The 25,950-nt window shown below is 40.8% G+C and carries 20 protein-coding genes; 14 read left to right on the forward strand and 6 right to left on the reverse strand.

Translation table 11 applies throughout. The features are described 5' to 3' along the window. The first annotated feature begins 433 nt into the window (after positions 1 to 433). From CKW03_RS02855 to CKW03_RS02880, 6 genes are all read left to right on the forward strand, one after another. Positions 434 to 1,414, forward strand: coding sequence for a deoxyhypusine synthase family protein (locus CKW03_RS02855; RefSeq protein WP_093101563.1), 981 nt, complete (start codon positions 434 to 436; stop codon positions 1,412 to 1,414). A gap of 28 nt (positions 1,415 to 1,442) precedes the next feature. Next, positions 1,443 to 1,994: a hypothetical protein gene (locus CKW03_RS02860; RefSeq protein WP_236736594.1), complete on the forward strand. Its 552-nt coding sequence runs from the start codon at positions 1,443 to 1,445 to the stop codon at positions 1,992 to 1,994. 74 nt (positions 1,995 to 2,068) lie between these two features. Continuing rightward, positions 2,069 to 2,644, forward strand: coding sequence for a non-canonical purine NTP diphosphatase (locus CKW03_RS02865; RefSeq protein ID WP_093101560.1), 576 nt, complete (start codon positions 2,069 to 2,071; stop codon positions 2,642 to 2,644). A gap of 256 nt (positions 2,645 to 2,900) precedes the next feature. Continuing rightward, positions 2,901 to 6,194 carry a SusC/RagA family TonB-linked outer membrane protein gene (locus tag CKW03_RS02870; protein WP_236736593.1) on the forward strand — a complete coding sequence of 1,098 codons (3,294 nt, stop codon included), beginning with the start codon at positions 2,901 to 2,903 and terminating at the stop codon, positions 6,192 to 6,194. A 4-nt stretch (positions 6,195 to 6,198) separates the two neighbouring features. Beyond that, positions 6,199 to 7,998, forward strand: a complete 1,800-nt coding sequence (locus tag CKW03_RS02875) for a RagB/SusD family nutrient uptake outer membrane protein (protein WP_093101559.1) — start codon at positions 6,199 to 6,201, stop codon at positions 7,996 to 7,998. A gap of 18 nt (positions 7,999 to 8,016) precedes the next feature. After that, positions 8,017 to 9,264, forward strand: coding sequence for an alkaline phosphatase family protein (locus CKW03_RS02880; protein WP_093101558.1), 1,248 nt, complete (start codon positions 8,017 to 8,019; stop codon positions 9,262 to 9,264). Positions 9,265 to 9,343: 79 nt separating this feature from the next. On the opposite strand, the gene CKW03_RS02885 is transcribed toward CKW03_RS02880, so the two are convergent. The 3 genes from CKW03_RS02885 to CKW03_RS02895 form a co-directional block, all read right to left on the reverse strand. Further along, the gene (locus tag CKW03_RS02885; protein WP_093101557.1) at positions 9,344 to 10,792 is read right to left on the reverse strand and encodes a RagB/SusD family nutrient uptake outer membrane protein; all 1,449 of its coding nucleotides are present in this window, start codon (positions 10,790 to 10,792) and stop codon (positions 9,344 to 9,346) included. A gap of 11 nt (positions 10,793 to 10,803) precedes the next feature. Further along, positions 10,804 to 13,965, reverse strand: coding sequence for a SusC/RagA family TonB-linked outer membrane protein (locus CKW03_RS02890; RefSeq protein WP_093101555.1), 3,162 nt, complete (start codon positions 13,963 to 13,965; stop codon positions 10,804 to 10,806). 569 nt (positions 13,966 to 14,534) lie between these two features. Further along, positions 14,535 to 16,994, reverse strand: coding sequence for an OstA-like protein (locus CKW03_RS02895; RefSeq protein ID WP_337975703.1), 2,460 nt, complete (start codon positions 16,992 to 16,994; stop codon positions 14,535 to 14,537). Between the two features lie 96 nt (positions 16,995 to 17,090). Between CKW03_RS02895 and tilS the strand changes: the two genes are divergently transcribed. From tilS to CKW03_RS02935, 8 genes are all read left to right on the forward strand, one after another. Next, complete coding sequence (gene tilS / locus CKW03_RS02900) at positions 17,091 to 18,416, forward strand: tRNA lysidine(34) synthetase TilS (RefSeq protein WP_093101554.1); 1,326 nt, start codon at positions 17,091 to 17,093, stop codon at positions 18,414 to 18,416. Positions 18,417 to 18,421: 5 nt separating this feature from the next. Then, positions 18,422 to 18,910, forward strand: coding sequence for a hypothetical protein (locus tag CKW03_RS02905; RefSeq protein ID WP_093101552.1), 489 nt, complete (start codon positions 18,422 to 18,424; stop codon positions 18,908 to 18,910). Positions 18,911 to 18,993: 83 nt separating this feature from the next. Beyond that, positions 18,994 to 19,296 (forward strand): DUF4834 family protein, encoded by a 303-nt coding sequence (locus CKW03_RS02910; protein ID WP_093101551.1) that lies wholly within the window; start codon positions 18,994 to 18,996, stop codon positions 19,294 to 19,296. A gap of 37 nt (positions 19,297 to 19,333) precedes the next feature. After that, positions 19,334 to 20,443, forward strand: a complete 1,110-nt coding sequence (gene recF / locus CKW03_RS02915) for a DNA replication/repair protein RecF (RefSeq protein ID WP_093101549.1) — start codon at positions 19,334 to 19,336, stop codon at positions 20,441 to 20,443. Next, complete coding sequence (locus tag CKW03_RS02920) at positions 20,430 to 20,744, forward strand: DciA family protein (protein WP_093101548.1); 315 nt, start codon at positions 20,430 to 20,432, stop codon at positions 20,742 to 20,744. Before recF ends, CKW03_RS02920 begins: the two co-directional genes overlap by 14 nt. 24 nt (positions 20,745 to 20,768) lie before the next feature. Next, positions 20,769 to 21,665: an EamA family transporter gene (locus CKW03_RS02925; RefSeq protein ID WP_093101546.1), complete on the forward strand. Its 897-nt coding sequence runs from the start codon at positions 20,769 to 20,771 to the stop codon at positions 21,663 to 21,665. A gap of 5 nt (positions 21,666 to 21,670) precedes the next feature. After that, the gene (locus tag CKW03_RS02930) at positions 21,671 to 22,237 is read left to right on the forward strand and encodes a Crp/Fnr family transcriptional regulator (protein WP_093101545.1); all 567 of its coding nucleotides are present in this window, start codon (positions 21,671 to 21,673) and stop codon (positions 22,235 to 22,237) included. A 44-nt stretch (positions 22,238 to 22,281) separates the two neighbouring features. Next, the gene (locus tag CKW03_RS02935) at positions 22,282 to 22,722 is read left to right on the forward strand and encodes an SRPBCC domain-containing protein (protein ID WP_093101543.1); all 441 of its coding nucleotides are present in this window, start codon (positions 22,282 to 22,284) and stop codon (positions 22,720 to 22,722) included. Here the strand turns inward: CKW03_RS02935 and CKW03_RS02940 are convergent. The 3 genes from CKW03_RS02940 to hemB all read right to left on the reverse strand — a co-directional run bounded on the left by CKW03_RS02940 (position 22,717) and on the right by hemB (position 25,916). Then, positions 22,717 to 23,337, reverse strand: coding sequence for an L-threonylcarbamoyladenylate synthase (locus tag CKW03_RS02940; RefSeq protein ID WP_093101542.1), 621 nt, complete (start codon positions 23,335 to 23,337; stop codon positions 22,717 to 22,719). The genes CKW03_RS02935 and CKW03_RS02940 overlap by 6 nt on opposite strands. A gap of 92 nt (positions 23,338 to 23,429) precedes the next feature. Then, positions 23,430 to 24,875 carry an asparagine--tRNA ligase gene (asnS, locus tag CKW03_RS02945; RefSeq protein ID WP_093101540.1) on the reverse strand — a complete coding sequence of 482 codons (1,446 nt, stop codon included), beginning with the start codon at positions 24,873 to 24,875 and terminating at the stop codon, positions 23,430 to 23,432. A 69-nt stretch (positions 24,876 to 24,944) separates the two neighbouring features. Further along, positions 24,945 to 25,916: a porphobilinogen synthase gene (hemB, locus tag CKW03_RS02950; protein ID WP_093101539.1), complete on the reverse strand. Its 972-nt coding sequence runs from the start codon at positions 25,914 to 25,916 to the stop codon at positions 24,945 to 24,947. Between the last annotated feature and the right edge of the window lie 34 nt (positions 25,917 to 25,950).

Below are 25,950 nucleotides of genomic sequence, written 5' to 3' on the forward strand. Positions count from 1 at the left end.
AAAGCTTCAAAAATCAGAGCAGCATATGAGTAGAAGATTTTTGGCCATTTTGCGAATTTTCCGAATATGTCTCGAATAAGGTAAAAGTGTATTGCCCTAATGCTCTCTAATTTAATTTCCGATCCATGAATTCCAATGTTTCAGGTGCGATTTGGAGTCGATAACAAAAGAAAAGCACTATCGAGGTTTCCAGCATTCTCGAGCTCGGTTTTTCAGCTTCCAGCCTACATAAAGAGAATTTTTTAACATTTGTTAAAAAACAGGCTTTTTAAGGGGAATAACTGCTTTTTTTAGGTCCTTTTAGATGGATATTATATTGACTATTGCTCAAATTTCTTTGATTGCAGGAGATTTGGGGCGATTAGCAGGCCTTGCGCTCAGTAATTCTTGAATAAATCAGTACCTTTGTGGACATTTATTTGAATATAAGATTATGAGTACACAAAGAGGTCCTATTTCTCAATTTATTGAGAAAAACTATCTTCACTTCAATGCCGCTTCCTTAGTTGATGCCGCAAAAGGTTATGAAACCCACCTAGCAGAAGGTGGTAAAATGTTGGTTTCATTAGCAGGTGCGATGAGTACTGCTGAACTTGGAATTTCATTGGCCGAAATGATCCGTCAGGATAAAGTGGCTATCATTTCCTGTACTGGTGCAAACCTGGAAGAGGACGTGATGAACTTGGTAGCGCACTCACACTATAAACGTGTCCCTAACTACCGTGATCTTACTCCTCAAGACGAATGGGATCTGTTAGAAAACCATTACAACCGCGTAACGGACACTTGTATCCCTGAAGAAGAGGCGTTCAGAAGATTGCAAGTTCACCTTGAAAAAGTATGGAAAGATGCAGAAGCTGCTGGCGAACGCTACTTCCCACATGAATTCTTATACAAAGTGGTATTATCTGGCGTATTGGAGCAACACTATGAAATTGATCCTAAGAACTCTTGGATTTTGGCTGCTGCAGAAAAAAATATTCCTATCATCGTACCGGGATGGGAAGACTCTACAACTGGTAATATCTTCGCTTCATACGTGATCAAAGGCGAATTGAAAGCACATACTGTGAAAACAGGTATCGAATACATGATCTATTTGACAGAATGGTACCGTGCTAACTCAGGTGGCAAAGGAGTAGGTTTCTTCCAAATCGGTGGTGGTATCGCTGGTGACTTCCCAATCTGTGTGGTTCCAATGATGTACCAAGATCTAGAATGGCATGACGTTCCTTTCTGGTCATACTTCTGCCAAATCTCGGATTCAACTACTTCCTACGGTTCTTATTCAGGTGCTGTGCCAAATGAGAAAATCACTTGGGGTAAATTGGATGTAGAATCACCTAAGTTTATCGTAGAATCTGATGCTACTATCGTGGCACCATTGATTTTTGCTTGGGTATTAGGTCAATAAGAATATAACAACGGCGGAAGGAATCATAGTGGACAAGAACCTTACAACAGATAATCCAATTGCGATTCAGGCTTTGATGTCTGAAACGGTATTTGCTATCCCTGGTTCGGTAATGCCCATCGTAGAGACCCAAACCGTTGGATCCCAACATACAACTCTTCAGCAAGGGCATTTTGATGCCTCTGCTGAAGAGTTTGTTTATCAAGGGGACAAGTCGACTGGGATATTGTTTATCCTTCGTTATCCCGACTACCCTTACTTCTCGCCACAGGCAGAAGAAGCTTTCCTAAAAACCATCGGCGCCCTACAATTGAATGCAGGTAACGTAGCGGTGGTCAATTTGGCAAATCCACACAATCCAAATGAATGGAAGCAGATCATGCAGTTTTTCCAACCCAAGAAAATTACGCTTCTAGGCGTGGAACCTACCTCATTGAAACTCCCAGAGATCGGCCATAACTCCTATATGCGAGGAAAGATCGCGACAGTGTTCAATACCTTTAGTTTTGAAGAGATGTTTGCCGATGTCCAGAAAAAGAAATTGTTCTGGAATGAGTTCAAGACCTTTATTCAGTCCTAATTTTCTGATTTTATCTTCCTTCTTTTCTTGATTGCTTAAATAGAATGCTATTTTTGGAGCTTAATCATTGAGCTATGGAATTGGTATTTGCTACAAACAACGCACATAAACTGGAAGAAGTACAACAGATGGTCGGAGATAAATTTGTCTTGAAGTCTCTGGCTGACATAGGCTGTGATGATGATATTCCGGAGACTGGGGTTACTTTCCAAGAGAATGCCAAGCAAAAAACCGATTACCTATTCCAAAAATATAGCATTGATTGTTTCGGGGATGACTCAGGACTGGAAATAGATGCCTTGAATGGTGAACCGGGGGTGTATTCTGCACGTTATTCTGGATCTAGGGATATGGAAAAGAACATTGACCTGGTTTTGGAAAAGCTGCAAGGTCAAGAAGATCGCAAGGCCAGGTTCAAGACGGTTATTTCCCTATTCTTACAAGGTGAGCAGTATTTCTTTGAAGGTACTGTGGAGGGAAGGATCATTGCTGGCAGGACCGGAACAGCGGGATTTGGCTATGATCCGATCTTTATTCCGGATGGCTATGATCAGACTTTTGCGGAAATGAGCTTGGAGGAAAAAAATAAAATCAGCCATCGCTCGAAGGCTGTATCCAAATTGGTTGAATTTCTGAATTCCCAACAATAAATTTGAATTTACGAAATTTGACGAATTCAGGCAATGTTAATAATTTAGGTTTTCTTTTTAGTTAACATTGGGTTAACAGAAGCTTGCATAATGTCTCCTTTTTGCTGGATAAATATCGTTTTGTTAACGAATTCATTTAACTAATAAGTAATAGTTAACAATTTTCTCATTATTTAGTTACTTAATCTTTTTGTTGTGTTAATGTTTCCTTAAATGTACGGGGGTACTTTTACGCCAAATATTAACCCACATTTCAATGAGATTAATTAAAGCTCCAAAGCTGTATTTAGCGGCTTTTTTGCTTGCAGGATTTCAAATCCCAAGCTCCCATAGTATGGCTGAGGTTTTATCCATTGTCCAGGACCAACAGGTCTTTACGGGCAAAGTCATGGATGAATCTGCTCGCCCTATCCAAGGTGCCACTGTTAAGAATTTAAACGCAGGAATTTCTACCCAAACGGATGAAAATGGTCAATTCAGTTTACGGGTTTCCAAAGGAGAGTCTATCCAGATCAGTTCGATCGGTTATGACAGCAAAATCTTTGTCATCGATGAACAGACTAGTTTTACCTTGAATTCCAATTCATCCAATTTAGAGGAACTGGTGGTCATCGGTTATGGATCCCAGAAGAAGGTCAACCTTTCAGGGGCCGTAGATTATGTCAGTGGTAAGGAACTCGAGAGCCGCCCCATTGCCAATGTGTCCCAAGGTTTGCAGGGTTTAGTGCCTAACTTGAATGTGCAGTTCAACTCTGGTGCTCCAGGTGAAGCCGCCAAGATCAATATTCGTGGTATCACTTCGATCAATGGTGGTGATCCTTTGATCTTGCTCGATAACGTGCCTATCAGTTCCGCAGAATTGAACAGGATCTCACCACAGGATATCGAATCCATGTCGGTGATCAAAGATGCGTCTGCCGCTGCTATTTACGGGGCAAGAGCCTCCTTCGGGGTAATTCTGATTACCTCCAAATCCGGTAAAGGTGCCCTTAAAATCAATTACAGCAATAACTTTACATGGAATACCCCAACGGTAATCCCAGATAAGATTACCGACCCTTATGTGTTCTCCCGTTTATTGGAAACTTCCACGGATAATACACCTTGGGATAACGTGAACTTCTCTGAACAATACTATCAATATGCGAAGGAAAGATCGGACAACCCAAGCATCGCTGATGTAAGGATCGATCCAAGTAATCCAAAACAATGGGAGTATATGGGTAATAGGGATTGGACCCGTTATTTTCTTTCCGACTGGAACAATACCCATAACCATGATTTATCGATTTCTGGATCGAGTGATAAAGTCAATTATTATATCAGTACCGGTTATAATCGTCAAAATTCTCCTATTAAAATCGCAGAGGACTATTTTGATCGATATAGTATCAGGTCCAAGGTGAATTATAAACTGAACGATTACCTTTCAGTAGGTAATAATACTGTAATTGGATTGAACGAAAGGGTAAATCCATCCCTGTATGATTCCCCAAGTTCCATGGCGGAAATTTACCATGTATTTCCAACCAGTACCTTGAAAAATCCTGATGGAAGTTGGGCATATTCCGATGAACAACGTAATACTGGTGCAGGCCGAATTGCGGCTAAAATGGTCGACGGGGGACAGATGAGGACAAAACGTAATGATCTGCAATCTACCTTCAATGCTGAATTAAGATTGTTCGAAAACAAGTTTAAGATCAATGCAGACTATACCTTCCAAAGAAATACAAGGAACTTAAACAGGTATACGACCAGGTATAAGATTGGATATGGTCCAGGCGATATCCGTGAGGAAGGGATTTCTTCAGCCTATCGTGAAGCAGGGTTTTCTTACTATAATGTCTACAATATTTTTGGAACCTATAGCCAGACCTTTGATAAGCATCAGGTAACAGCGGTACTAGGTTTCAACCAAGAGGATTATCGATTAGAAAACATTATTGCTGAGCGGCAAGGTTTGATCTCTGACCTTTTCCCAACCGTGGCCTTGGCGACCGGTACTGCTCAAGTAGGCGAGGGAATCGACAAGTATGCCTTGCGCGGAGCATTCTATCGCTTGAACTATATCTATGATGATAAGTATATCATCGAATTGAATGGCCGTTATGATGGTTCATCCAGATTTCCGAAGGCTAGCCGATTTGGTTTTTTCCCATCGGGTTCAGCGGCTTGGTTGATCAACAAGGAAAACTTCCTATCGGATGTCAACTGGTTAAGCCAATTGAAAGTTAGGGGTTCTTATGGTGAATTAGGTAACCAAGCGGTGTCAAACTTTGGTTATATCCCGACCATGGAACCTTATGAATCTCCATATTTAATTGGAGGTAAAGTGAATCCATCGATTAAAGCTCCAGGCTTGGTATCTAACCATTATACTTGGGAAAAAGTGAAAACCTACAACTTAGGTTTGGACTTTGGCTTTATGCAGAATAAGTTTAATGGTTCATTCGATATCTACCGTAGAAATACAATCGGTATGTTGACCTTTGGAAAGGAACTTCCTAAAGTCTTGGGAGTAAAGGAACCGAATGAAAATGCTGCTGACCTGGCAACCAACGGATGGGAATTGACCTTGTCATATAATGATTCCAAAGATGTTTCGGGATCGATCCTGAACTTTGGGGCTACTTTTGTGCTTTCGGACTCCCGCGCTAAGATTACCAAATTTGATAACCCGAACAATAGGATTACCCAATTCTATAAGGGTATGGAACTGGGCGAGATCTGGGGATTGGAAAGTGATGGTTTCTTTAAAAACCAAGAAGAGATCAATAAGCTCGATCAAACCTCGATCATTCCATGGGGAGCCTTATCCATTGTGCCGGGATGGCCGAAATTTGTCGATCAAGACGGTAATGGTAAAATTGAAAAAGGCTATGTCTTGGGCGATACCAAAGACTTGAAAATTATTGGTAATTCTACTCCGCGATACAATTTTGGCCTGAACTTGAATGCTAGCTGGAAAGGTTTTGATGTGCGCGCATTTTTACAAGGAATTGGCAAGCGAGATTATTATCCACTGGATTACCTATACTGGGGTGTTTACCAACAACCTTATGGTAATATCTATTCCCACCTTCTGGATTTCTATCGTCCTAACAATGATTCAGATGCTGACCGTGCTAAACATTCTGCGGCATATTTAGCCTTGGGCTTGGCCGATCAGAATTTGGATGCCAAATATCCAGTACTGCAATCTTGGTTAGCGGATTTGAACTTAGGAACTCGTGTGGATGAGGCCCAAGGTGCTGCCATTCCGCAGACCAGGTATTTATTGAATGCAGCTTATTTGCGATTCAAGAACCTAACTATAGGTTATACCATTCCAAGTCATTTATTACAGAAAGCCAGAGTTAAGAACCTTAGAGTCTATGTCAGTGCAGAAAACCTGATGGAATGGTCAGCGGTGAAACGCTATTTTGACCCAGAGGTCTTGAACATCAACACCTATACAGACCCAACCGTAGCAAGAAAGAGAGAGGGTAATGGAGCGATGTATCCATTCCAACGAAGTTTCTCTGCTGGTCTACAATTAACTTTTTAAAATAATGAAACGATATATCAAATTAAGTTTATTGACTGCCTCCTTGCTAACGTTTGCAGGGTGTAATGACAGTTACCTCGATCAATTGCCTGAAACGATGGTTCAGAAGGAGAACTTCTTCAAGACCGAATCCGATCTGGACATGTATGCCTTGAACCTGTACGATTTCTTGGACAATGGATTTTACGAACAAGACGCGACAACAGATAACGCAAGTACCACCGGAAATAAGGAAATCAAAAACATCTTGTTGGGTACAGCTTCTGAATCCAACATTACAGAAGGTTGGAACTGGCAGAAGCTACGGGATATCAACTTTATGTTGGAAAACCTATCGAAAGCAAACATCTCTGAAGCTAAGCTGAAGCATTATGAAGGTTTAGCTCGATATTTCAGGGCAAGGTTCTATGTGAGTAAAGTTCAGCGCTTTTCGGATGTGCCTTGGATAGATAAGGTGGTTAAAGTTGAAGATGAGGCTGTTTTATTTGGCAAAAGAGATCCAAGGGAACTGGTGGTTGGAAAAATAATGGAAGACTTTAAGTTCGCTTTTGAGAATGTTGAAACGACCAAGATTCCAGGAAAAGTAAACAAATGGGTAATAGGCCAGGAATATAGCCGCTTTGCCCTGTTTGAAGGTACTTACAGGAAATACCATAAATACCTAGGTTTGGATAAGACTGCCGCTAATTTCTTGACTATTGCCTATCAGACTGCTGAAAGCATCATGAACAATGGAGGTTATGCTATCCACAATACCGGCAAGGTAGAATCGGATTATGCTTCATTGTACAATAATGCCAATCTGGAAAACAATAGTGAGGTTGTCCTTGGTAGATTTTATGCGAACAATGTCATCAATCGTTCGGATTGGCCGGGGATGTTTGGAAATTATGAGTATTATCCACTTCGAGATGTGGTGCAGAGTTATCTGATGAAGGATGGTTCGATCTATACCAACAAGCCGGGCTATGAAAAGTTTTCCTTTGTGGAAGAGTTTAAGGATAGAGATCCTAGGTTGGCCCAAACCTATGCTGCACCGGGTTGGAATCTGGTATATGTCAGTACCTATTCACAGGGGCCAGGTTTATATGTACAGCAATTGAGCAAGAACTTTTCAGGTTACCACCAGATCAAAGGTTTCTTAAATACCAGTGTTCAAGAAGAGCGATACAATGTAGATATCCCACTTTACCGCTATGCGGAAGTGTTATTGACCTTTGCAGAGGCTAAGGCCGAATTGGGGATCTTGAACAATCAAGGAGATTTAGATAAATCCGTTAACCTATTGCGAAAGAGAGCGGGGATGCCGGATATGACCCTGAACCCAGTATTGGATCCTAAAATGGCCAATGATTTCAAGGAGACGGCTGGCCCTAACCAAAGTTTGATCCTGGAAATCAGGAGAGAGCGTAGGGTGGAATTGGCTTTTGAAGGATTCCGTTTTAATGATTTGATGCGTTGGAAAGCAGGTAAACTATTGGAAAGAAAACCACAGGGGATCTATTTCAAAGGTTTGGGGAATCATGACGTTACGGGTGACGGTATTGCTGACATCAAATTGATCCCGAGCAATGAGTCCTTGCCGGAGGTAAGAGAAAAGAACAGTTTAGGTGTGACCTTAAGATATTATAAGGTCGGAAGAATTGGGCAAGATGTATCTGTGTTTTTAAGTGAAGGAAATTCTGGATATATTGATGTGGTCGATAAAGTCGGTACTTTTGAAGATCCTAAATATTACTATAGACCAATTCCTAAAAACGATAGGGATATCAATCCGAGTCTTGAACAAATCTTTGGATGGTAATTGAATAAATTAAACACTATGAAAAAAATCAGTTTAATCCTTGCTTGCCTATGTAGCTTCAGCTTACTTTTTGCGCAAGCTCCGAAAACTAAAAAAGCAATCGTTATCATCGTAGATGGTATTCCTGCAGATGTGAAGGAAAAGGTTAGCACGCCTTTTATTGATGCAGTAAGTCAAATTGGAGGTTATACCCGTGCGACCATGGGTGGAGAAAAGGCGGGATATTCGCAGACTCCTACCATTTCGGCGGTTTGCTACACCAGTATGATCACTGGTACTTGGGGGAACAAGCACAATGTTTGGGATAATAGCTTGGAAGATCCAAACTATAACTATTGGACTTTGTTCAGGTTTCTGAAGCATGATCAAAAAGACAGGAAGATCGGGATTTATTCCACTTGGTTAGATAATAGGACAAAATTGATCGGAGAGGGCTTGCCACAGACCGAACAATTGAAGTTTGATTACCATTATGATGGATATGAATTGGATACAGCTCGTTTTCCGCATGATAAACAGTCGAAGTATATTAATAATATTGATGAGGAGGTGGTGAAGGAAGCCAGTCAGAGTATCAGAAAAGATGCACCTGATTTCAGTTGGGTCTATCTTCAGTATACTGATGATATTGGACACCACTTTGGGGATAGTCCTGAAATGGAAAAGGCAGTACAGATTGCGGACCGTCAGGTTGGAGATTTATTTGCTGCCGTGCAATATAGGGAGCAGTATTTTAATGAAGATTGGATGTTTGTCGTGATCACCGATCATGGTAGGGATGTAGCAACCGGTGAAAGCCATGGTGGACAGACTGACCGGGAGAGAGGAATATGGATTGCAACCAACAAAAAGGGATTGAACAAGCATTTTTATGCGCATACTCCTGAGATCGTCGATATTTTACCTTCGATGGCTAGACATTTAGGGGTAAATATTTCAAAAGAGCAGCAGTATGAATTAGATGGTGTGCCATTTGTTGGTGAAGTTTCCATTGCGCATCCAAAGGCTATGCTGAAAGATGATAGTTTGGTTCTGAGCTGGACCAGTCTGCAAAGAAATGATAAGGTGAAGATTTTGGTATCAGGAACGAACAACTTCAAGCAACATGGCGTAAAGGGAAATGATAAGTATATTGATTTAGGGGATTATGAGCAAAGCTCAGGGGCCGTGAAAGTCAAACTGCCAAAGGAATTGAAAGACAGCAAAATGCTAAAGGTGGTATTTGAAGGTAAAGACAATACCTTGAACCGCTGGATCGTGAGATAATAAGCAATAAGATTTATTAAAAATAAGAAAGAGGCTGCATGACGCAGCCTCTTCTTCATTACAATTAACTTAATATTTATTATTTACTTACCCCAGGGTTCGTGATTGTTTCGCCTAGTGGAATTGGGAATATATAACGCTCATCCGTAGGCTGTATCAAACGGCCTGCACCTACAGAATTGATCGGCATATTCCTGCGTTGTAAGTCCGGAACACGAAGACCTTCGCCTAAGAACTCAATTCTACGTTCTAATAAGATAGCATCTACCAAAGCCGCTTTATTTGCAAAAGTAGGGAAGGTGTAAGCCGCATCGGAACGATTGCGAACCGCTTTCAATAAAGCCAAGGCTCTAGTTTGGGAACCAGCTTCTGCTTCAGCTTCTGCCAAGTTCAAAAGAACCTCCGAATATCTAATTACAGGAATCCAATCCAAATAAGGAGAAGCAGCCGAGAACTTTGTTAAGATATTCATATCACCTTTGGATGATTTTCCTGTTAAATCTTTCTTGCGGGCATCGGTTGTTGGCCAGGCTGGATTCGAAAAGATACCTCCTTCTGCTAATGAATACTCAATATTTCCTTCATTGTAATAATAACCCAATTGGTTTTGCGTACCAGGGGCATTATTGGCTTCAAAAGGGAAACTTAAGATACGTTCGTTGATTTTGAAATTCGAGAACACATCGGTAATGGCAGGAGCCAGTTGATGCGGAACACCTGAGCTAGCCCTGAATGGCGCTGTAGCACTTACGATTTTATTAGCTTCTGTAATGACCTTTGCATAATCTTTCATGGCTAGTAAGACACGGGTTTTGAATGCAATGATCGTGTTTTTATGCGCACGTGTGCTCTGATCATCTTGAGAAGTATAGGTTGCAGGTACTGCTGCTTCCGCTTCATTCAAATCTTTTAGGATTTGGGCATAGATGTCTTTGACAGGGCTTGCTGCTAAATCATTGTTTTCCGAGTTTCTTTCTGCCAATAAACGCAGAGGAATTCCTCTAGAGGCACCGTTGTCTGCTGCATAAGGCTTAGCAAATAACTGCACCAAGGAATAATAAGTCAGCGCACGGATAAACTTAACTTCTGCAATCAATTGGGTTTTCTTATTGGCGTCTAGGATATCGGTGCCGACAGGTTCGATATCAGTCAAAAAGATATTGATGCGGTTAATGGTTAAATAACCTCTTACCCAAAAGTCAGAAACATAACTATCTGTTTCATCATTGGAGAATTGGTAGGTTGAATAACCTGTAACGTTGTTAGTCCTTTCATTGACAAACTCTTCCGAACGGATATCGTTATAGATTAAGTAGCGGCCACCATAAAATTGGCCATTCTTGATCGATGAATATATACCTACTACTTGGGATTCGATACGGTCTGCGCTAGAGAACACGAATTCACTAGGTATCGATAGTTCAGGGGATAGTTCCAAAAAGTCTTTTTTACAAGAGACGGTACTGAACAACAGTGGCGTTAGAACTAATAGCCCTGCTAATTTATTTTTGATTTTAAATCTTCTCATGACACAATTAATTAAAAGCCTAGATTAATACCGAAAGTGAATGTACGTCCATTAGGCATAGAGTTACGCTCTACCCCTGAGTTTAAGTTTCCATTACCATTGGAAGAGATTTCAGGGTCAACACCAGTGTATTTGGTGATCAAGAAAGCGTTGTTTACTGCTGCATAGATCCTTAAGCTTGAAATACCAGAGTTTCCAAAAACGCTTCCTGGAAGACGGTATCCTAATGATGCGGTCTGTAACCTGATGAAGTCACCTTTTTCAATGTTCGATCCGATTGCGAATGCAGAACCATTTGAAATATTGTCTCCATAGATAGCTCTTGGGATATCCGTGTTCTTATTCGTTGGTGTCCAAGCATTCAACATGTCTACAGAGTTATTCCAGATACGTTGGTCTCTTAAACCAGCTCTAGAACCGTTGTAGATATAGTTACCGCCAGAGAAGGTGAAGTTAAGAGTTGCATCAAAGCTTTTGTATTGGAAACTGTTGTTGAAACCACCGAAGTAAGTAGGTAAGGTATTACCTGATGCCACGGCTTGGCCTGCAACAGAGTTTGCTTTTTCGCCATTCATATAGGTGTAATTGTAGTTTCCTTCTGTGTCAGGCGCATTGTGTAAGTATTGTACTTGCTCTCCTTTTAAATTGACAAAGATTCTTCTACCGTTTTCAGGGTTGATTCCAACTGTAGGTACAGCATAGATCTGTGCTGCTGATTTTCCAACCTCGGTGATACTTGTTGTTTCAAGACCAGAAGTTGTTGCGATCAATGGTCTGCCTTGGTTGTCCAAAGCTGTTACCTCGTTTTTATTGGTGGAGAAGTTTAATGAAGTTGTCCATTTGAAATTCTCTTTTTCTACTGCTCTCACGTTCAATGCAAACTCAAATCCCCTGTTGTACATCGAGCCGATGTTCATCAAGATACTGTTACCCGGGATACCTTTTGAAGGTGTTTGCGGAACGGCTAGGATCAATCCATTGTGGTTTTTGTTGTAGTAGTTCGCTTCTAAGGAAACTCTATTGTTCCAAAATCCTAAGTCTAAACCTACGTTTGTTTGGTCTGCAGTTTCCCAAGTCAGTTCTTTATTTCCGGTTTGCGAGAATACCATACCACCCACGCTTCCATAGATTGCTGGGTCATAGGTGTCAAAAGAACCATAAAGATTGGAAAGGGAACTGTTACCTACTCGGCCCCAGCTTCCTCTTAACCTGAAATTAGAGAATACATTGCTTAAAGAACTTGATTTAAAGAATTCTTCTTCAGAAACAGTCCATCCAACGGATGCACCGCCGAAGTTACCCCATTTTTTACCAGGTGCTAATGATGATAGACCGTCACGTCTGAAGTTAGCCGTGAAGAAGTACTTGTTAGCATAGTTATAGTTCAATGAAGCAAAATAAGAATCAAGGTTAAGTTCGCCAATTCCATTGCCACCAGCATCGTTGGTTAGGTAGTTACCTTGGAATTGATCGAAGAAACCATCAGTTAGGTCGTAGCGAACGGCACCCCAGTTCTCGGTACGAGTACTTTGTGCCTCATGACCTCCCAATACGGTAAGATTGTGGTTTCCAAAAGCTTTATTGTAGACCAAAGCGTTGAAAAGTAACCAGTTGTTGTTTTTCGCTTGGTTGTTGTAAGCATATCCATTGTAGGAATATCCATCACCATTGATTGGGTTCCAGAATTGCTGGTTGGTGGTATTTCTTAAATCCCAGTTGAAATTGTTGTTTAAGGTTAGTCCATCCAATAATTTCACTTCAGCACTCACATTTGCAAAGAAGCGGCTAGTTTCTGAAGAGTTTTTATCCAAATCTCTAATAGGTAGAGGGTTAGGATAGTTAGGGGCTAATACATTGGCTCCTTTTCCGATCGAACTACCTGAAACGTTGTAATCACCATTAGGAAGGAAGGCTGGAACGTTTGGAGCTTGTACCATGGCGATACGGCCAAGGCCCGAAGTGTTGAAGGCAGCACCTTCGACAGAACCCGAGTTTGGCGATCTGTTGTCGCTATTGGTGAAAGTTAAGTTTGTTCCTAATTTGATCCAGTCATTAAGTCTGTGTTCAAGGTTTGCTCTTACCCCCTTACGTTTGAAGGTGTTGTTGAATAAAATACCATCTTGATCAGATAGGTTACCTGAGAAGAAGTATTTGGTTTTTTCTGTACCGCCATTTACACTTAAGTTGTGGTTGTGCGAGAATCCATCTCTATATACATAGTCATACCAGCGAGTATCTATTGGATTGCCATTTTCGTCTAAAGTTGGGAAGAAACCACCGCCTACTGGAAAAGATGCTACAGGCAGTTTAGGGTTAAGTTCCCTAGCATTTGCGATTGCACCATTTTTATGGGCAATATATTGAGCAGCGTTCATGATTTCAGGAAGACGTACCGCTTTGGAAGTACCAAACCAACCATCATAAGCAACCTTTGCCGCTCCTGTTTTACCTTTTTTGGTCGTAATGATCAATACACCAGATGCACCACGTGATCCGTAAATAGCTGTTGAAGCAGCATCTTTCAAGATGTCAATGGATTCAATGTCCTCTGGGTTGATATCTCCTAAAGGGTTATTCGCTGAAGAGTTTTCAGAAACATCACCTGTAGAAATGGGAATACCATCCACAACGACCAATGGGAAGGAGTTTAAGGAAAGTGAACTTAAACCGCGAACACGTACCACTGGAGGGTTATTCAATACCCCTGAAGGCTGAACGATGTTCACCCCGGTAGCTTGTCCGGTAAGACCTTGTGTAAAACTTTGCAAAGGTCTATTGGCTACGGTTTCACCACCTACTTTAGCGGAAGATCCTGTAAAGTCTTTTCTTGATTGAACCAAGTAACCGGTTACTACGACCTCATCCAAGGTTTGATCATCTGAGCCCAATTCTACATTGATTACCGCTCTGTTTCCAATGGAGACTTGGAAAGTTTGGTATCCGATGTAAGTAAAGGAAAGGGAACCGTTGTTGTCGGGAACTGCGATGGAATATGTACCATCCCCGCTGGTTTGAGTTGCCACGGATGACCCTACAACTCGAACGGACACTCCAGAGATCGGAGCGCCATCTGAAGCAGACGTTACCTTACCGGTAACCTGCCGATTTTGCGCATAGGAACTGCCAATAAGCAGCACGCACAGCACAAGCATGCTAAGTAATCTTTGTTTCATGTGTTTGTTTAGTTAATATTAGTTAGTAAATGATGCCAAGTAGACCATAACTTACTGGTTTGCAAAGAAACTCTAGAATTTTCTCCGCAGGATGAAGATGTTTATTTATTCCAACTAAACAAACGTGTGCATTCACGAAAATAAAGCAAAAATTAGAAAAGTTTCGGTTTTTATTAATAAATAATTAAAACGACTCAATGTATGTTAATAATATAAATTGACGTGTTTTAAAATTTACCATCAAATATGTATTTGGGTTAATTTTAATGAATTAAAGAAATAAATTAAATCGACTAGATTAATTTTGTAATTAATGCAATAGTTTCCTAAAAAAATATTTAGAATAAAGCTCAATTTTCCATTATTTAATAAAAGTGGGTCTCAATTGTAACAATGAGGTTGATAAATAGGTTGGCTTTTTGGAATTGTTAAAAATATTGCAACGGGTTTGCTGATAAGAGGGAAGGTTTTTGGATAATTTGCCTTTTAATAGTTCTGGATCTGCATAAAATGTCTAAAGAAAATCGTGCAAAAAAAGAGCTGCCTACGGGCAACTTCTTTCAATTATATTATTTGGTTTTAATAGTGTCAGGCTTTGACTTTAAAGTAGAATCAGGCATAACTTTCAAGGTGCTATCTGGCTTCGATTTCAAGGTGCTATCGGGTACTGCTGTCGGTTTGTTTTGAGGCTTTTCCGCAGGTTTTGTTTCCTTAGTTGGAGCCAAAGGTTTCTTGTCCGGATTAGATTCTGGAGTAGCTTTCGTTTCCTCGACCTTTCCTTCAGGGTCTGAAATTGTCTCACCAGTTGAACTAGCACTTCCATCTTTATTACCCTTTTGATCGGCAACAGGTGCCGCTTTGGTCCTCTTGCGGTTCAACATATCCTCTACTGATTTCGGGCGGTCCTCCGGCTTCCAGAGGAATCCAGGTAGTACCTCTATCTCTTGGGTAACCAATTTAAATGGATAGACTTTTTGGTCAACTTTCCGGATGGATACATAATCAATTACTTTCTTGCCCTCCATCTTGACCTTAATACGGCTACTTCGGTCATGGAACATCTCCGTAATCGTATTGGTTTTGTCATTGGTGCTAAAGACCAAGTTTTCCGCATTCCCATCAACGAATAGCCGGTCAATATTATTATTTGCAAAGAAGGCTGTGATTTTTCTGCCTTTCAGTTGATTGAATTTCAGGGTGTCCAATACTGCATTCACCATAAAGGCATTGTCCTTCAATAGGGCATTGTCCATCTTATTGTTTTTGATCTGCATAAAGATGGTGTCTGCGTTGATCTGTGACCCTTCAGACCAGATCATCGGCGAACCCATAAATCGGAACATGGAATCCACCATGCCATAGTATACAGAGTCTGCTACGGCTTGTAAGTCTGATTTGAATACCCTCACATTGTAATAGGCTTTTACGATCCGGGTCCTTGCCGTATCAGCATATATTTCAGTGGAGTCTTTCAGTAAAGTATCAGCGGTTTGGGCAGATTGCAGGGCTTTCCGCATCAAACTATCTTGTTCCTGTCCGGTAGGCATTACGGCATTCCTTCTCAATACGCTATCAGCCTTGGTTGTGGCCTGAATGGTCGCTGAATCCACAGGTTTGGGTTTCGCAGCTGGTCTACCTGCTGCTTTTTTCACAGCTGGTTTTAGGGTGGCGGCTTCTTTTCTAGCAGGTCCGACTTGCGTCAATTCTTTGGCCCTTACTTCTTCTACTACGGAAGAATCGCCGGTTTCAAATAGATCAACTTGATCGATGTCGCCATAATCCACTTCAGTTGTGTCCTCCAACTGACCACCATTTCTATCGAGCTTAAGGTCCAAAGGCCTATAATCTCTAACAAAAATAACCTTGGAAAATAAGGTGTCCGCCGTCATATAGGCGGTATCTATTTTGCTGTTCTGCCGAACCGGTGGAGGAGCTATACTGTCAGTTTCAACTGGTTTTATTGCGGCATTCTTTAATTCTGCCTGTTTTTCTTTTTCAGCTTCCTCTAGTTTCTCGCGTTCTTTTTCCTCAGCCTTTTCAAGTCTTCTTAATTCTCTTCTGGATAGGTTTTCCCGATTGACAGTATCAAGTTGTACTGAATCTTGGGAATTATCCGTAGAATCTGTCCTGACCACGTATTTGATCAAAGGCTTATTGGTCATCAGGATCGACTGGTCGCTTTCTAGGTATTTTCCGTATTCGCCACTGGCATAGAACTTATCTAAAGTGTCCACAAACAATACATTTCGGAAAGCCTCACCTAAGCCTGTATTACGATCATAGAACAAACTGTCACCTTTTAAAAAGCGGCTTCCTTCTGTATAAAGATTGTTCTTGTTGAATTTTGCAACTCCAAAAGCAGTGTTGTAGGTTCCTTTCTCCGTGTAAAGTTTCTCGCCTTTTCTGCCATTAATGGTAGTAGGGCCAAAGAAAAAGGCATCCCTGTACATGGTATTGTACTGCATGGAATCCGTATAGATGATAGTGCTTTCATTTCTTACAACGACTTTGTTGTTGAAATAAGCATCCTTGGTGTTTTCGAAATAATAAGCCCTTTGGGAAGTGATGGTGTCTCCTTGTCCTACTATCCTACCTCCACCGGTATAAGTACCCTGTTGGCTCCTTAAGTTGTACGTCAGATAGTTTGTGGTCAGCGTGCTCTGATCATCGACCATCTTTACGTTTTTAGTCAACACAGCATGTTGAGAAGAAGCATCATAATGAAGATGCGTACCTTGGATTACAGTTCCCGAAGGTTGGGTGATTACGATATTACCATGGGCTTCAAAGAACTCATTTCCAATGTCATCCTTATAAAGGTCGCCGCTATCTGCAGCTAAGGTTGAGCCTTTATGCTCGTAGACAGCGTTGTAACTTCTTAATATTTTCTGATTGATAAATCTACTGCTGGATGAAGATACCAAGCGCATAGGTGCATTGTCCGTGCCTGCATTCACGGGTGTAAACTCGTCCTGTGCATAGGTAGACAGGCATATCATGCTTATTAATAGTACTAATAGGTATCTCACAAGCGCAAAAATATAGAATTAATTAGCAAAAAATTGTTAAACAATAAATTTTAATGCCTCTAACACAAGATTATTTATAATCTGTAATTTTGGACTATGTCAGTTTCAGAAAGATTAAAACAGTTTATCATTGAAAAGGAACTCCTTGACCAAGAAGATAGGGTTCTCTTGGCCGTGAGTGGTGGAAAGGATTCCATGTTGATGGCTAGATTGTTTCATGATTTGGAGATTAACTGCGTCATCGCCCATTGTAATTTCCAACTCCGAGCTGATGAGTCTGATAAGGATGAAGCCTTGGTTGTTGAATATGCTGAGGATTTAGGGTTTCCAGTGTTTGTAAAGCGATTTGAAACGGAAGATTATGCAGCGCAGCATAAGGTATCCATCCAAATGGCTGCCCGTGAATTGCGATATCAATGGTTTGAAGAACTGCGAACCGAACAAGCATGCCAATACATTGCCATTGCCCAACATGCCAATGACCATCTGGAAACCATGTTGTTTAATTTGACTAGATCAACCGGGATTCAAGGACTGTTAGGAATTCAAGCTAAGCGTGGGGTAATAATTCGACCCATCCTATTTCTTTCTGCCAATGAGGTAGCGGAGGAGGTGCAGAGACTGAAAGTGCCGTATAGAGATGATCAGTCAAACTTCTCGACTAAATATGCCAGAAATAAAATAAGGTTGGAGATCATTCCGAAGTTTAAGGAGATCCAGCCCGACTTTGAATCCATCCTAGAACATAATATCAAGCATTTTGATGAAAGCCAGCGCTTTATTCAGAATCAGGTAGAAGGAATCCGAAATTCGCTGTTTCAAAAAGAAGGGAAACAAATAAAGATCAAAGTTATGGCCTTGCAAGACTATGCCTGCGATCACTTTCTGATTTTTGAACTTTTCAAGCCCTATAACTTCCAGAGAAATGTAATTGAGGACCTAATCACCGTTCTGGATAGGGGTATGGGGCAGATCTTTGAATCAACAAGCCATGAGCTCTTATTGGACCGTGATGACTTAATCCTCAGGCAGAAGATGGATGAAAGACCATCTGAAATTACTATCGAAAACCTAACAGCAAAAGTAAACTACAAGAGCAAGGACTTTTATATCCTCGAAACGCAGGGAAAGGAAATAGTGCATGAGGAAAGCCAGGTGCAAGTGGATGCGGATCTGATCAAGTTCCCCTTGGTATTGAGGTCTTGGCAGCTTGGAGATACCTTTAAACCATTGGGAATGGAGGGGTCTAAGAAGCTGAGTGATTATTTCATCCAAAAAAAACTGAACCGTTTCCAAAAAGAGGAGGTCCCTATTTTGGTCAATGCCGACGGGCAATTGATTTGGGTAGTTGGCATGCGATTAGATAATCGCTTTAAAGTGACAGAAAATACAAAGAAAGTACTTACTTTAGTATACAAATAGCAAATATGGAAGAAGAACAAATCTTATTTCAAGAAAAACAATATCTAGGAAGGGATTGGACTTGGATTAGCGTGCGATTGATCTTAGCATTGTTTTGCTTTGTTGCCTACTATATTAATTGGGAACACGTTGTCTCTCAACAGCTGTTCTTTATTGTAGGTGTGGGAATCTTGATCGTTTCCATCATCATGCTCTATATGGTCAGTTACCGGACCACAGTCACCAAAACACATATTATCTTAAGCGGTCTCTGGACAACCAGTTTGGTTAAGATTGATCTCAATTCAATCAAAAAGATTGAAAAGGATAGATATTCAACCTTCTTTTTTAACAATCCCGTTTATAATCTGCACAAGAATGGAAAAATCAGGTTCTATTCAGGTGGGAAAGAGGCTTTATGGCTCACCGATAATGATGGATTGGTCTATGTGATTGGTTCACAGCACCCTGCTCAGCTTCTTCAGGCTGTTTTAAAAGCTAAATCTGAAAAGTAAAAAAATGTTAACTGAGATTTACTTGACAATCTCCTAAACTTTCATTTCGATTATTTGTTAAATTTGATGAAAAGCATTTAAAAATGACATTTATATATTTCCTTATATCAGCAGTTATATTTTACTACCTATTTAAAATTGGTGTGCGTCTTCTGATGCCTTTCTTTATGAAGAAGGTGGCAGAGAAAATCATGAATGGCGCTCAAGGACAATATGCTAATCAAGGCCCTAATCAACAGAACTATAACGATCCATTTTCGCAGTTTAAGCAACAGCAACGCCCAGATGGGAAAGTTCGTGTGGAATATACTCCTCCAAAAGAAAACAGTTCCAGAAAAGGTACTGAAACTGCAGGTGAGTTTATTGACTTTGAAGAGGTAAAATAAAGCATAGCCCAACGAAAAAGCATATCTTTGCATTGCTATGTGGCTAAAACATCTATCCGTTTTAAATTTTAAGAACTACACTGAATCTTCCTTAGATTTTCTACCAGAAACTAATGCCTTTACAGGGCAGAATGGTTCCGGTAAGACCAATCTATTGGATGCCATCCATTACCTTTCACTTTGCAAATCCTACTTTAATCCGATTGACTCTCAGCATATCAAAAAGGGGGAAGATTGGTTTATGGTCCAAGGGCAATTTGATAAGGCAACCGTCTTGGATGCTGTTTCATGTAGCATCAAAAGAAATCAGAAGAAGCAATTCAAGAAGAATAAAAAAGAATACGGCCGTTTAGCGGATCATATCGGGCAATTTCCTTTGGTGATGATTTCGCCCAATGATAGCTTTATTATCATGGATGGGAGTGAGGAGCGACGGAAATTTGTCGATAATGTAATCTCCCAAACCGATAATCAATACTTGGATATCCTAATTACTTACAACCGGATTCTCTTGAACCGGAATATCATTCTGAAGAACATCCGTGAGACTGGAGTCTTTGACAAAGGGCTATTGGAAGTCCTGAATCTTCAGCTTGTGGAAGCGGGGGAAAGGATATTTTCCCGCAGACAGAAGTTCATGGAAGAGTTCCTGCCGGAGTTCCGTCGTTATTACCAATTTCTCTCCGATGATGTCGAACAGGTGGACTTAGTCTATGAATCCCAACTCCAAGAACAGGATTTTCTGGATTTACTCAATAAACAGCTTGAAAAGGATAGAGCCCTCGAACGAACGACTGTAGGTATCCATAAAGACGATCTGCAATTCACCATACATGAAGGGATGCCATTGAAGAAGTTTGGGTCCCAAGGACAGCAGAAATCTTTCTTGATCGCTCTTAAGTTAGCTCAATATGCTTTTCTAAAGAACAGGAAGCAATATAAGCCGCTTCTGTTATTGGACGATATCTTCGATAAGCTAGATGATCAAAGGACTAAAAAACTAATGCAATTGGTGTCTGAAGATGAATTTGGTCAGATCTTCCTGACCGATACCGACTCTGCTAGAATTAGGAAAATATTTCAAGAAATAGGAAAGCCAATTCGTATCTTTGACATACAAGGAGGTCAGATCAATGGCGAAGTATAATGATGATGCATTTAGGAGAAGTGATGATGTAACCATCAAACAAGCAGTGGAGAAATTATTGGATGTATATCGTCTCAGACGTAAATTCGATGAAACCTCAATTGTTACCGCCTGGCCTGAGCTTATTGGAAGTGCAATTGCCAACCGAACCCAACAAATCTATATTAGAGATAAGAAATTGTTTGTACGCGTAGAATCAGCGGTCATCAAGAATGAACTGGCTATGATGCGCAGACAGATTATCGGACGTGTCAATGAATACGTTGGTAAGGTGGTCATCGAAGAGTTTGTTATTCTTTAAGGCTTTTTATTCTTTATCTATAATATGAAATATTACCTGTCAGCATTGACAGGCTTTATTATCTGGGGAACCTTTGCCTTGGTCTTGAAGCCTCTCAGTGACTATGGAGCCCTCGATATATTAATTCACCGTGTCCTATTTGCCTCAGTCTGCATCCTATTGGCCTGTTTTATCTTTCGTAGAAAACAAACCCTAGCTAGCATTCAATACCTAAAAACCAGCAGTTCCACAGAAAGAAAACAACTCCTTGTCAATGTTTTGGCAAGCGCAGTCCTTTTGGGGATGAACTGGTTCCTATTCATTTATGTGATGAATGCAGTCAGTGTCAATGCAACCTCGCTAGCTTACCTGATTTGCCCCATTCTGACCACCGTATTGGCAAGTATCTTCCTAAAAGAACGACTCAACAAAGGGCAGTGGTTTGCCGTTGGTCTGAGTATCCTGAGTTGCATCTTATTAGCCTATGGGCATTTTATCGACCTTTTCTATAGCTTTATTATAGCGCTTTCCTATGCTGGCTATCTCGTCCTTCAAAAGAATAAATTCAAACTCGATAAATTCTTTACCCTCACCATCCATATCTTGGTGAGTACCATTTTGCTATTGCCCATCCTTGCTGTTGTAGACAATTCCGCTCCAAAGACGGATGAGTTTTATACCTACATCCTTATTATAGCCATTGGATACACCATTATTCCACTATTTTTGAACATCTATGCCCTCAAAGGGCTAGACTCATCTGTAGTGGGTATTTTATTGTACCTCAACCCCATTATCAGCTTCTTCCTTGCGGTGTTATATTACAAGGAATCCATCAATACTGCTCAAATCATTGCCTTTGGGATGATCTTTATTGCTGTAGTCATTTTTAATATTGCTTATATTTATGAAAGGAGACGTCAAACTCAACTTAAAGCATAAGGAAAATGAAATTCAAGCAACAGTTATTACAGATGTTCGAACTCTCTGATGAGCAAGCAGATTTAATTATCTCCAGGTTCGTCCCAGAAGAGCTCTCCAAGAATGAACTATTTCTGGAAGCTGGTAAAGCCTGTAAAAAGCTGAGTTTTATCGAAGAGGGAATATGTCGGGTATTCAAATGGACGGATAGCAAGGAAGTAACCCAATGGATAGGAGGAGAGGGGTATTTCATCACCGATTTAGCTTCTTTCTTTTTTGATAATCCATCCAACTGGTCCATTGAGGCATTGACTCCAACAAAGTTATGGACCTTAAATAAATCCGATTACCTCGATATCCAGCAGTCCATCCCCAATTGGAATGTAATCGAAAAGCGATTCATTGCTAAATGTTTCATGCAGATCGAACATCGGGTATTCGATTTCATAGCCTTATCTGCCGAAGGACGCTATCTCAAGTACTTTGAACTGAATAAGCAGCTCTTCAACCAAGTTCCCTTGCAATACATTGCTTCGGTATTGGGCATGAGTCCAGAAACCCTAAGCCGGATCCGCAATAAATTATCTTCTTGATAAATGTCAAGTGGATCTATCTGTCAGCAGCCTAACTTTGAGGTATGAAAGAACAGATAGAATCACAGATTATTATAAATGCACCTGCAGAAGCTGTATGGGCCGTATTATCCGACTTCCAAGCTTATCCAGAATGGAGTCCAAGTATCGCTGAATTTTATGGAACCCCGCAAGTAGGAAAGAGGACCCAAGTCTTGCTCACCCAACCTGGAGGCACCAGTATGAAGATGAATCCCATCTTCTTAAAGATAGATGCCAATCAAGAACTGCGTTGGAAAGGAAAGTTGCTGATCAATGGAATATTTGATGGTGAGCATTACTTCATCTTGAAAAGGGTTTCAAGCCAGCAAACCCAGCTCATTCAAGGCGAAAAGTTCTCGGGCATATTGGTGCCTCTCTTCAAGAAAATGATCCATGGCAATACCAAGAAAGGTTTTGAGCTGTTCAATGCAGCGATCAAAGAGAGGGTAGAATCTAGACTATAGGTATTGCTCTAGATCGCCTTTTCCTTCACGGATGATTTCAAAGTCACCTGAAGTCACATCAACCACCGTCGAAGGGACATTGTCGCCATATCCACCGTCGATCACTAAATCAACCTTTTCCTCAAATTTCTCATAGATCAATTCCGGATCGGTAGAATATTCGATGATTTCATCATCATCGTGGATGGAAGTCGTGACGATAGGGTTGCCTAATTCCTTGACAATATCACGCACGATGTTGTTATCAGGAACACGGATACCTACCGTTTTCTTCTTCGAGCTCAATAGTTTTGGGACTTGCGAACTCGCATTGAAGATAAAAGTAAAGGGACCAGGCAATGCTTTCTTCAATACCCTGAACACGGTGGTGTCAAAGGGCTTGGTATATTGTGAAATATCCGTCAGGTCATAGCAAATAAAGGAAAGGTTAGCCTTGTCCGGTTTCAGTCCGCGGATGGAACAGACGCGCTCTATGGCCTTCTGGTTTGTAATGTCGCAACCAATACCATATACCGTATCTGTTGGATAGATAATCACGCCTCCCTTTCTTAATATCTCCACAGCCTCTTCAATAGCCTTTGGATTCGGATTGTCATTATAGATTTTTAGTAACATGGATTAGTTCATTAAATTGTTTCAATATTACTGAATAAACAAAAACCGTCAAAATAATGTTTGTTTTGACGGTTTTTAATATTATTTAGTTTTTAAAACTCTGCGTTATTCGGTGTCCTTGGGAAAGGAATTACATCACGGATATTGGTCATTCCGGTGGTAAATAATACCAACCTTTCAAATCCAACTCCAAATCCAGAGTGCGGAACCGAGCCAAAACGGCGCGTATCCAAGAACCACTCCATCTCTTCCGTAGGAATTCCAACTTCACCCATTCTGGTGATCAGTTTTTCCAAGTTTTCTTCACGTTGTGAACCACCAACCATTTCACCGATTCCCGGGAACAAGATGTCCATAGCGCGAACAGTTTGTCTACCGTTAGCATCTACAGGGTTCTGTTTCATATAGAAAGATTTGATCTCTCTAGGGTAATCAGTCAGGATTACAGGTTTTTTGAAATGCTTCTCAACCAAGAAACGTTCATGCTCTGACTGCAGGTCGGCACCCCAACTTTCAATCAGGTATTTGAATTGTTTCTTCTGGTTAGGCTTGCTTCTCAATAAGATTTCGATCGCTTCCGTGTAAGTCACGCGTTCAAAATCATTGTTGATGACGAAGTTTAATTTCTCGATCAAGTTCAATTCAGAACGCTCGTTCTGTGGTTTAGATTTCTCCTCTTCCAATAAACGGTTGTTCAAGAATTCAATTTCTTCCGGACATTGCTCCAAAGCATAACGGATAACATATTTCAATAGATCTTCAGCAAGATCCATGTTGTCTTCCAATTCATAGAATGCCATCTCAGGCTCGATCATCCAGAATTCAGCTAAGTGACGAGTCGTATTGGAATTTTCAGCTCTAAAGGTAGGGCCGAAGGTATAGATATTTCCAAATGCCAATGCTGCCAACTCACCTTCCAACTGACCGGAAACCGTTAGGTTAGTGGATTTACCAAAGAAATCTTCTTTAAAATCTACCTCACCGTTTTCAGTACGTGGAATATTGTCCAGGTCCAAAGTCGTCACGCGGAACATTTCTCCAGCACCTTCAGCATCTGATCCAGTAATGATCGGTGTATGCATATATACGAAATCGCGTTCTTGGAAGAACTTGTTCACTGCAAATGCCAAGGCATTACGAACTTTGAAGATCGCGTTGAAAGTACCTGTACGGAATCGCAAATGTGCAATCTCGCGAAGGAATTCCAAACTATGCTTCTTAGGTTGCAACGGGAATTTCTCAGGATCCGAGTCACCGATGATCGATACATCCGTTGCTTTGATCTCTACTTTCTGTCCTTTACCCAACGATTCTACCAAATTTCCTTTTACACGCACAGCCGCACCCGTAGTAATCCTTTTTAAGATTGCATCCGAAGTGTTTTCAAAATCAATGACCGCTTGAATATTATTGATTGAAGACCCGTCATTGATAGCTATAAATTGATTGTTACGGAAGGTACGAACCCATCCTTTAACAATAACTTCTCTTCCGAAATCCTCTGATTTTAATAATTCTTTAATTCGTGTATGTTCCATTTTGTAGAAAAAATATTTTAATGGTCGCTTTATAGGCTTACAAAAATAGCCAAATAATTGATTTATGGTCTATTTTACCCAGCCTTTTTCAATAACTTCTTTTGCATGGTAGGTCAAGATCGATGTCGCTCCAGCTCTCTTGAAACTCATTAGGGTTTCCAAGATCACCTGCTCGCTCAACCAACCGTTTGCGATTGCTGCTTTCAACATCGCATATTCCCCAGACACATTGTATGCCGCAATAGGTAGATCGAAATTATCGCTCAATAATTTAATCACGTCCAAATAAGGCAAACCGGGCTTAACCATCAAGAAATCAGCACCCTCTTGGGTATCCAATTGTGCTTCGATCAAAGCCTCTTTGCTGTTCGCTGGGTTCATCTGATAGGTTTTTTTATCCCCTTTTTTAGGAGCTGAACCTAATGCATCACGGAATGGACCATAGTATGCCGAGGCGTACTTCGCTGTATAGGACATCAAGGAAACATTGCTGAATCCATTTTCGTCCAATATATTACGTAGGTAACCAATTCTGCCATCCATCATATCCGATGGAGCGATGATATCAGCACCTGATTCCGCATGTGCCAATGCCATTTTACCCAATACTTCTAAGGTTTCATCATTCAGGATTTCGCCATTTTCAACGATGCCATCATGCCCGTCAGAACTATAAGGGTCCATTGCTACGTCTGTAACAACGCAAGCCTCAGGGAAGTTTTTCTTAACCGCCTCAATAGCTTTTAAGTACAGGGTTCCTTTTCTATAGCTTTCTGTTGCGTATTTGTCTTTTAAGGACTCTTCCACTGCTGGGAATAAATCAAAGGCTTTCAAACCCAAATTCATACAGCTTTCTACCTCGCGCAATAAATTATCGATCGAGTAACGGTAGATACCAGGCATGGAGGATACTTCAACTTTTTGGTTGTCTCCATCTACAATAAACAATGGGAAAATCAAGTTTGCAGCAAACAAATGGTTCTCTTGAACCATATCGCGGATCACTGCTGATTTTCTGTTTCTTCTAGGACGGTGTAACATGTTTTTGTTTTTTTATGTAAGAGCAAAGGGGGAT

Origin of the sequence: Sphingobacterium mizutaii (assembly GCF_900187125.1) — a bacterium.
GTDB classification, from domain to species: Bacteria; Bacteroidota; Bacteroidia; order Sphingobacteriales; family Sphingobacteriaceae; genus Sphingobacterium; species Sphingobacterium mizutaii.

Excerpts from the sequence above, each read along its gene's own strand:
- CKW03_RS02855 (WP_093101563.1), top strand. The coding sequence starts at position 434 with ATGAGTACACAAAGAGGTCCTATTTCTCAATTTATTGAGAAAAACTAT.
- CKW03_RS02865 (WP_093101560.1), top strand. The coding sequence starts at position 2,069 with ATGGAATTGGTATTTGCTACAAACAACGCACATAAACTGGAAGAAGTA.
- CKW03_RS02870 (WP_236736593.1), top strand. The coding sequence starts at position 2,901 with ATGAGATTAATTAAAGCTCCAAAGCTGTATTTAGCGGCTTTTTTGCTT.
- CKW03_RS02875 (WP_093101559.1), top strand. The coding sequence starts at position 6,199 with ATGAAACGATATATCAAATTAAGTTTATTGACTGCCTCCTTGCTAACG.
- CKW03_RS02880 (WP_093101558.1), top strand. The coding sequence starts at position 8,017 with ATGAAAAAAATCAGTTTAATCCTTGCTTGCCTATGTAGCTTCAGCTTA.
- CKW03_RS02885 (WP_093101557.1), bottom strand. The coding sequence starts at position 10,792 with ATGAGAAGATTTAAAATCAAAAATAAATTAGCAGGGCTATTAGTTCTA.
- CKW03_RS02890 (WP_093101555.1), bottom strand. The coding sequence starts at position 13,965 with ATGAAACAAAGATTACTTAGCATGCTTGTGCTGTGCGTGCTGCTTATT.
- tilS (WP_093101554.1), top strand. The coding sequence starts at position 17,091 with ATGTCAGTTTCAGAAAGATTAAAACAGTTTATCATTGAAAAGGAACTC.
- CKW03_RS02905 (WP_093101552.1), top strand. The coding sequence starts at position 18,422 with ATGGAAGAAGAACAAATCTTATTTCAAGAAAAACAATATCTAGGAAGG.
- CKW03_RS02910 (WP_093101551.1), top strand. The coding sequence starts at position 18,994 with ATGACATTTATATATTTCCTTATATCAGCAGTTATATTTTACTACCTA.
- recF (WP_093101549.1), top strand. The coding sequence starts at position 19,334 with ATGTGGCTAAAACATCTATCCGTTTTAAATTTTAAGAACTACACTGAA.
- CKW03_RS02920 (WP_093101548.1), top strand. The coding sequence starts at position 20,430 with ATGGCGAAGTATAATGATGATGCATTTAGGAGAAGTGATGATGTAACC.
- CKW03_RS02925 (WP_093101546.1), top strand. The coding sequence starts at position 20,769 with ATGAAATATTACCTGTCAGCATTGACAGGCTTTATTATCTGGGGAACC.
- CKW03_RS02930 (WP_093101545.1), top strand. The coding sequence starts at position 21,671 with ATGAAATTCAAGCAACAGTTATTACAGATGTTCGAACTCTCTGATGAG.
- CKW03_RS02935 (WP_093101543.1), top strand. The coding sequence starts at position 22,282 with ATGAAAGAACAGATAGAATCACAGATTATTATAAATGCACCTGCAGAA.
- CKW03_RS02940 (WP_093101542.1), bottom strand. The coding sequence starts at position 23,337 with ATGTTACTAAAAATCTATAATGACAATCCGAATCCAAAGGCTATTGAA.
- asnS (WP_093101540.1), bottom strand. The coding sequence starts at position 24,875 with ATGGAACATACACGAATTAAAGAATTATTAAAATCAGAGGATTTCGGA.
- hemB (WP_093101539.1), bottom strand. The coding sequence starts at position 25,916 with ATGTTACACCGTCCTAGAAGAAACAGAAAATCAGCAGTGATCCGCGAT.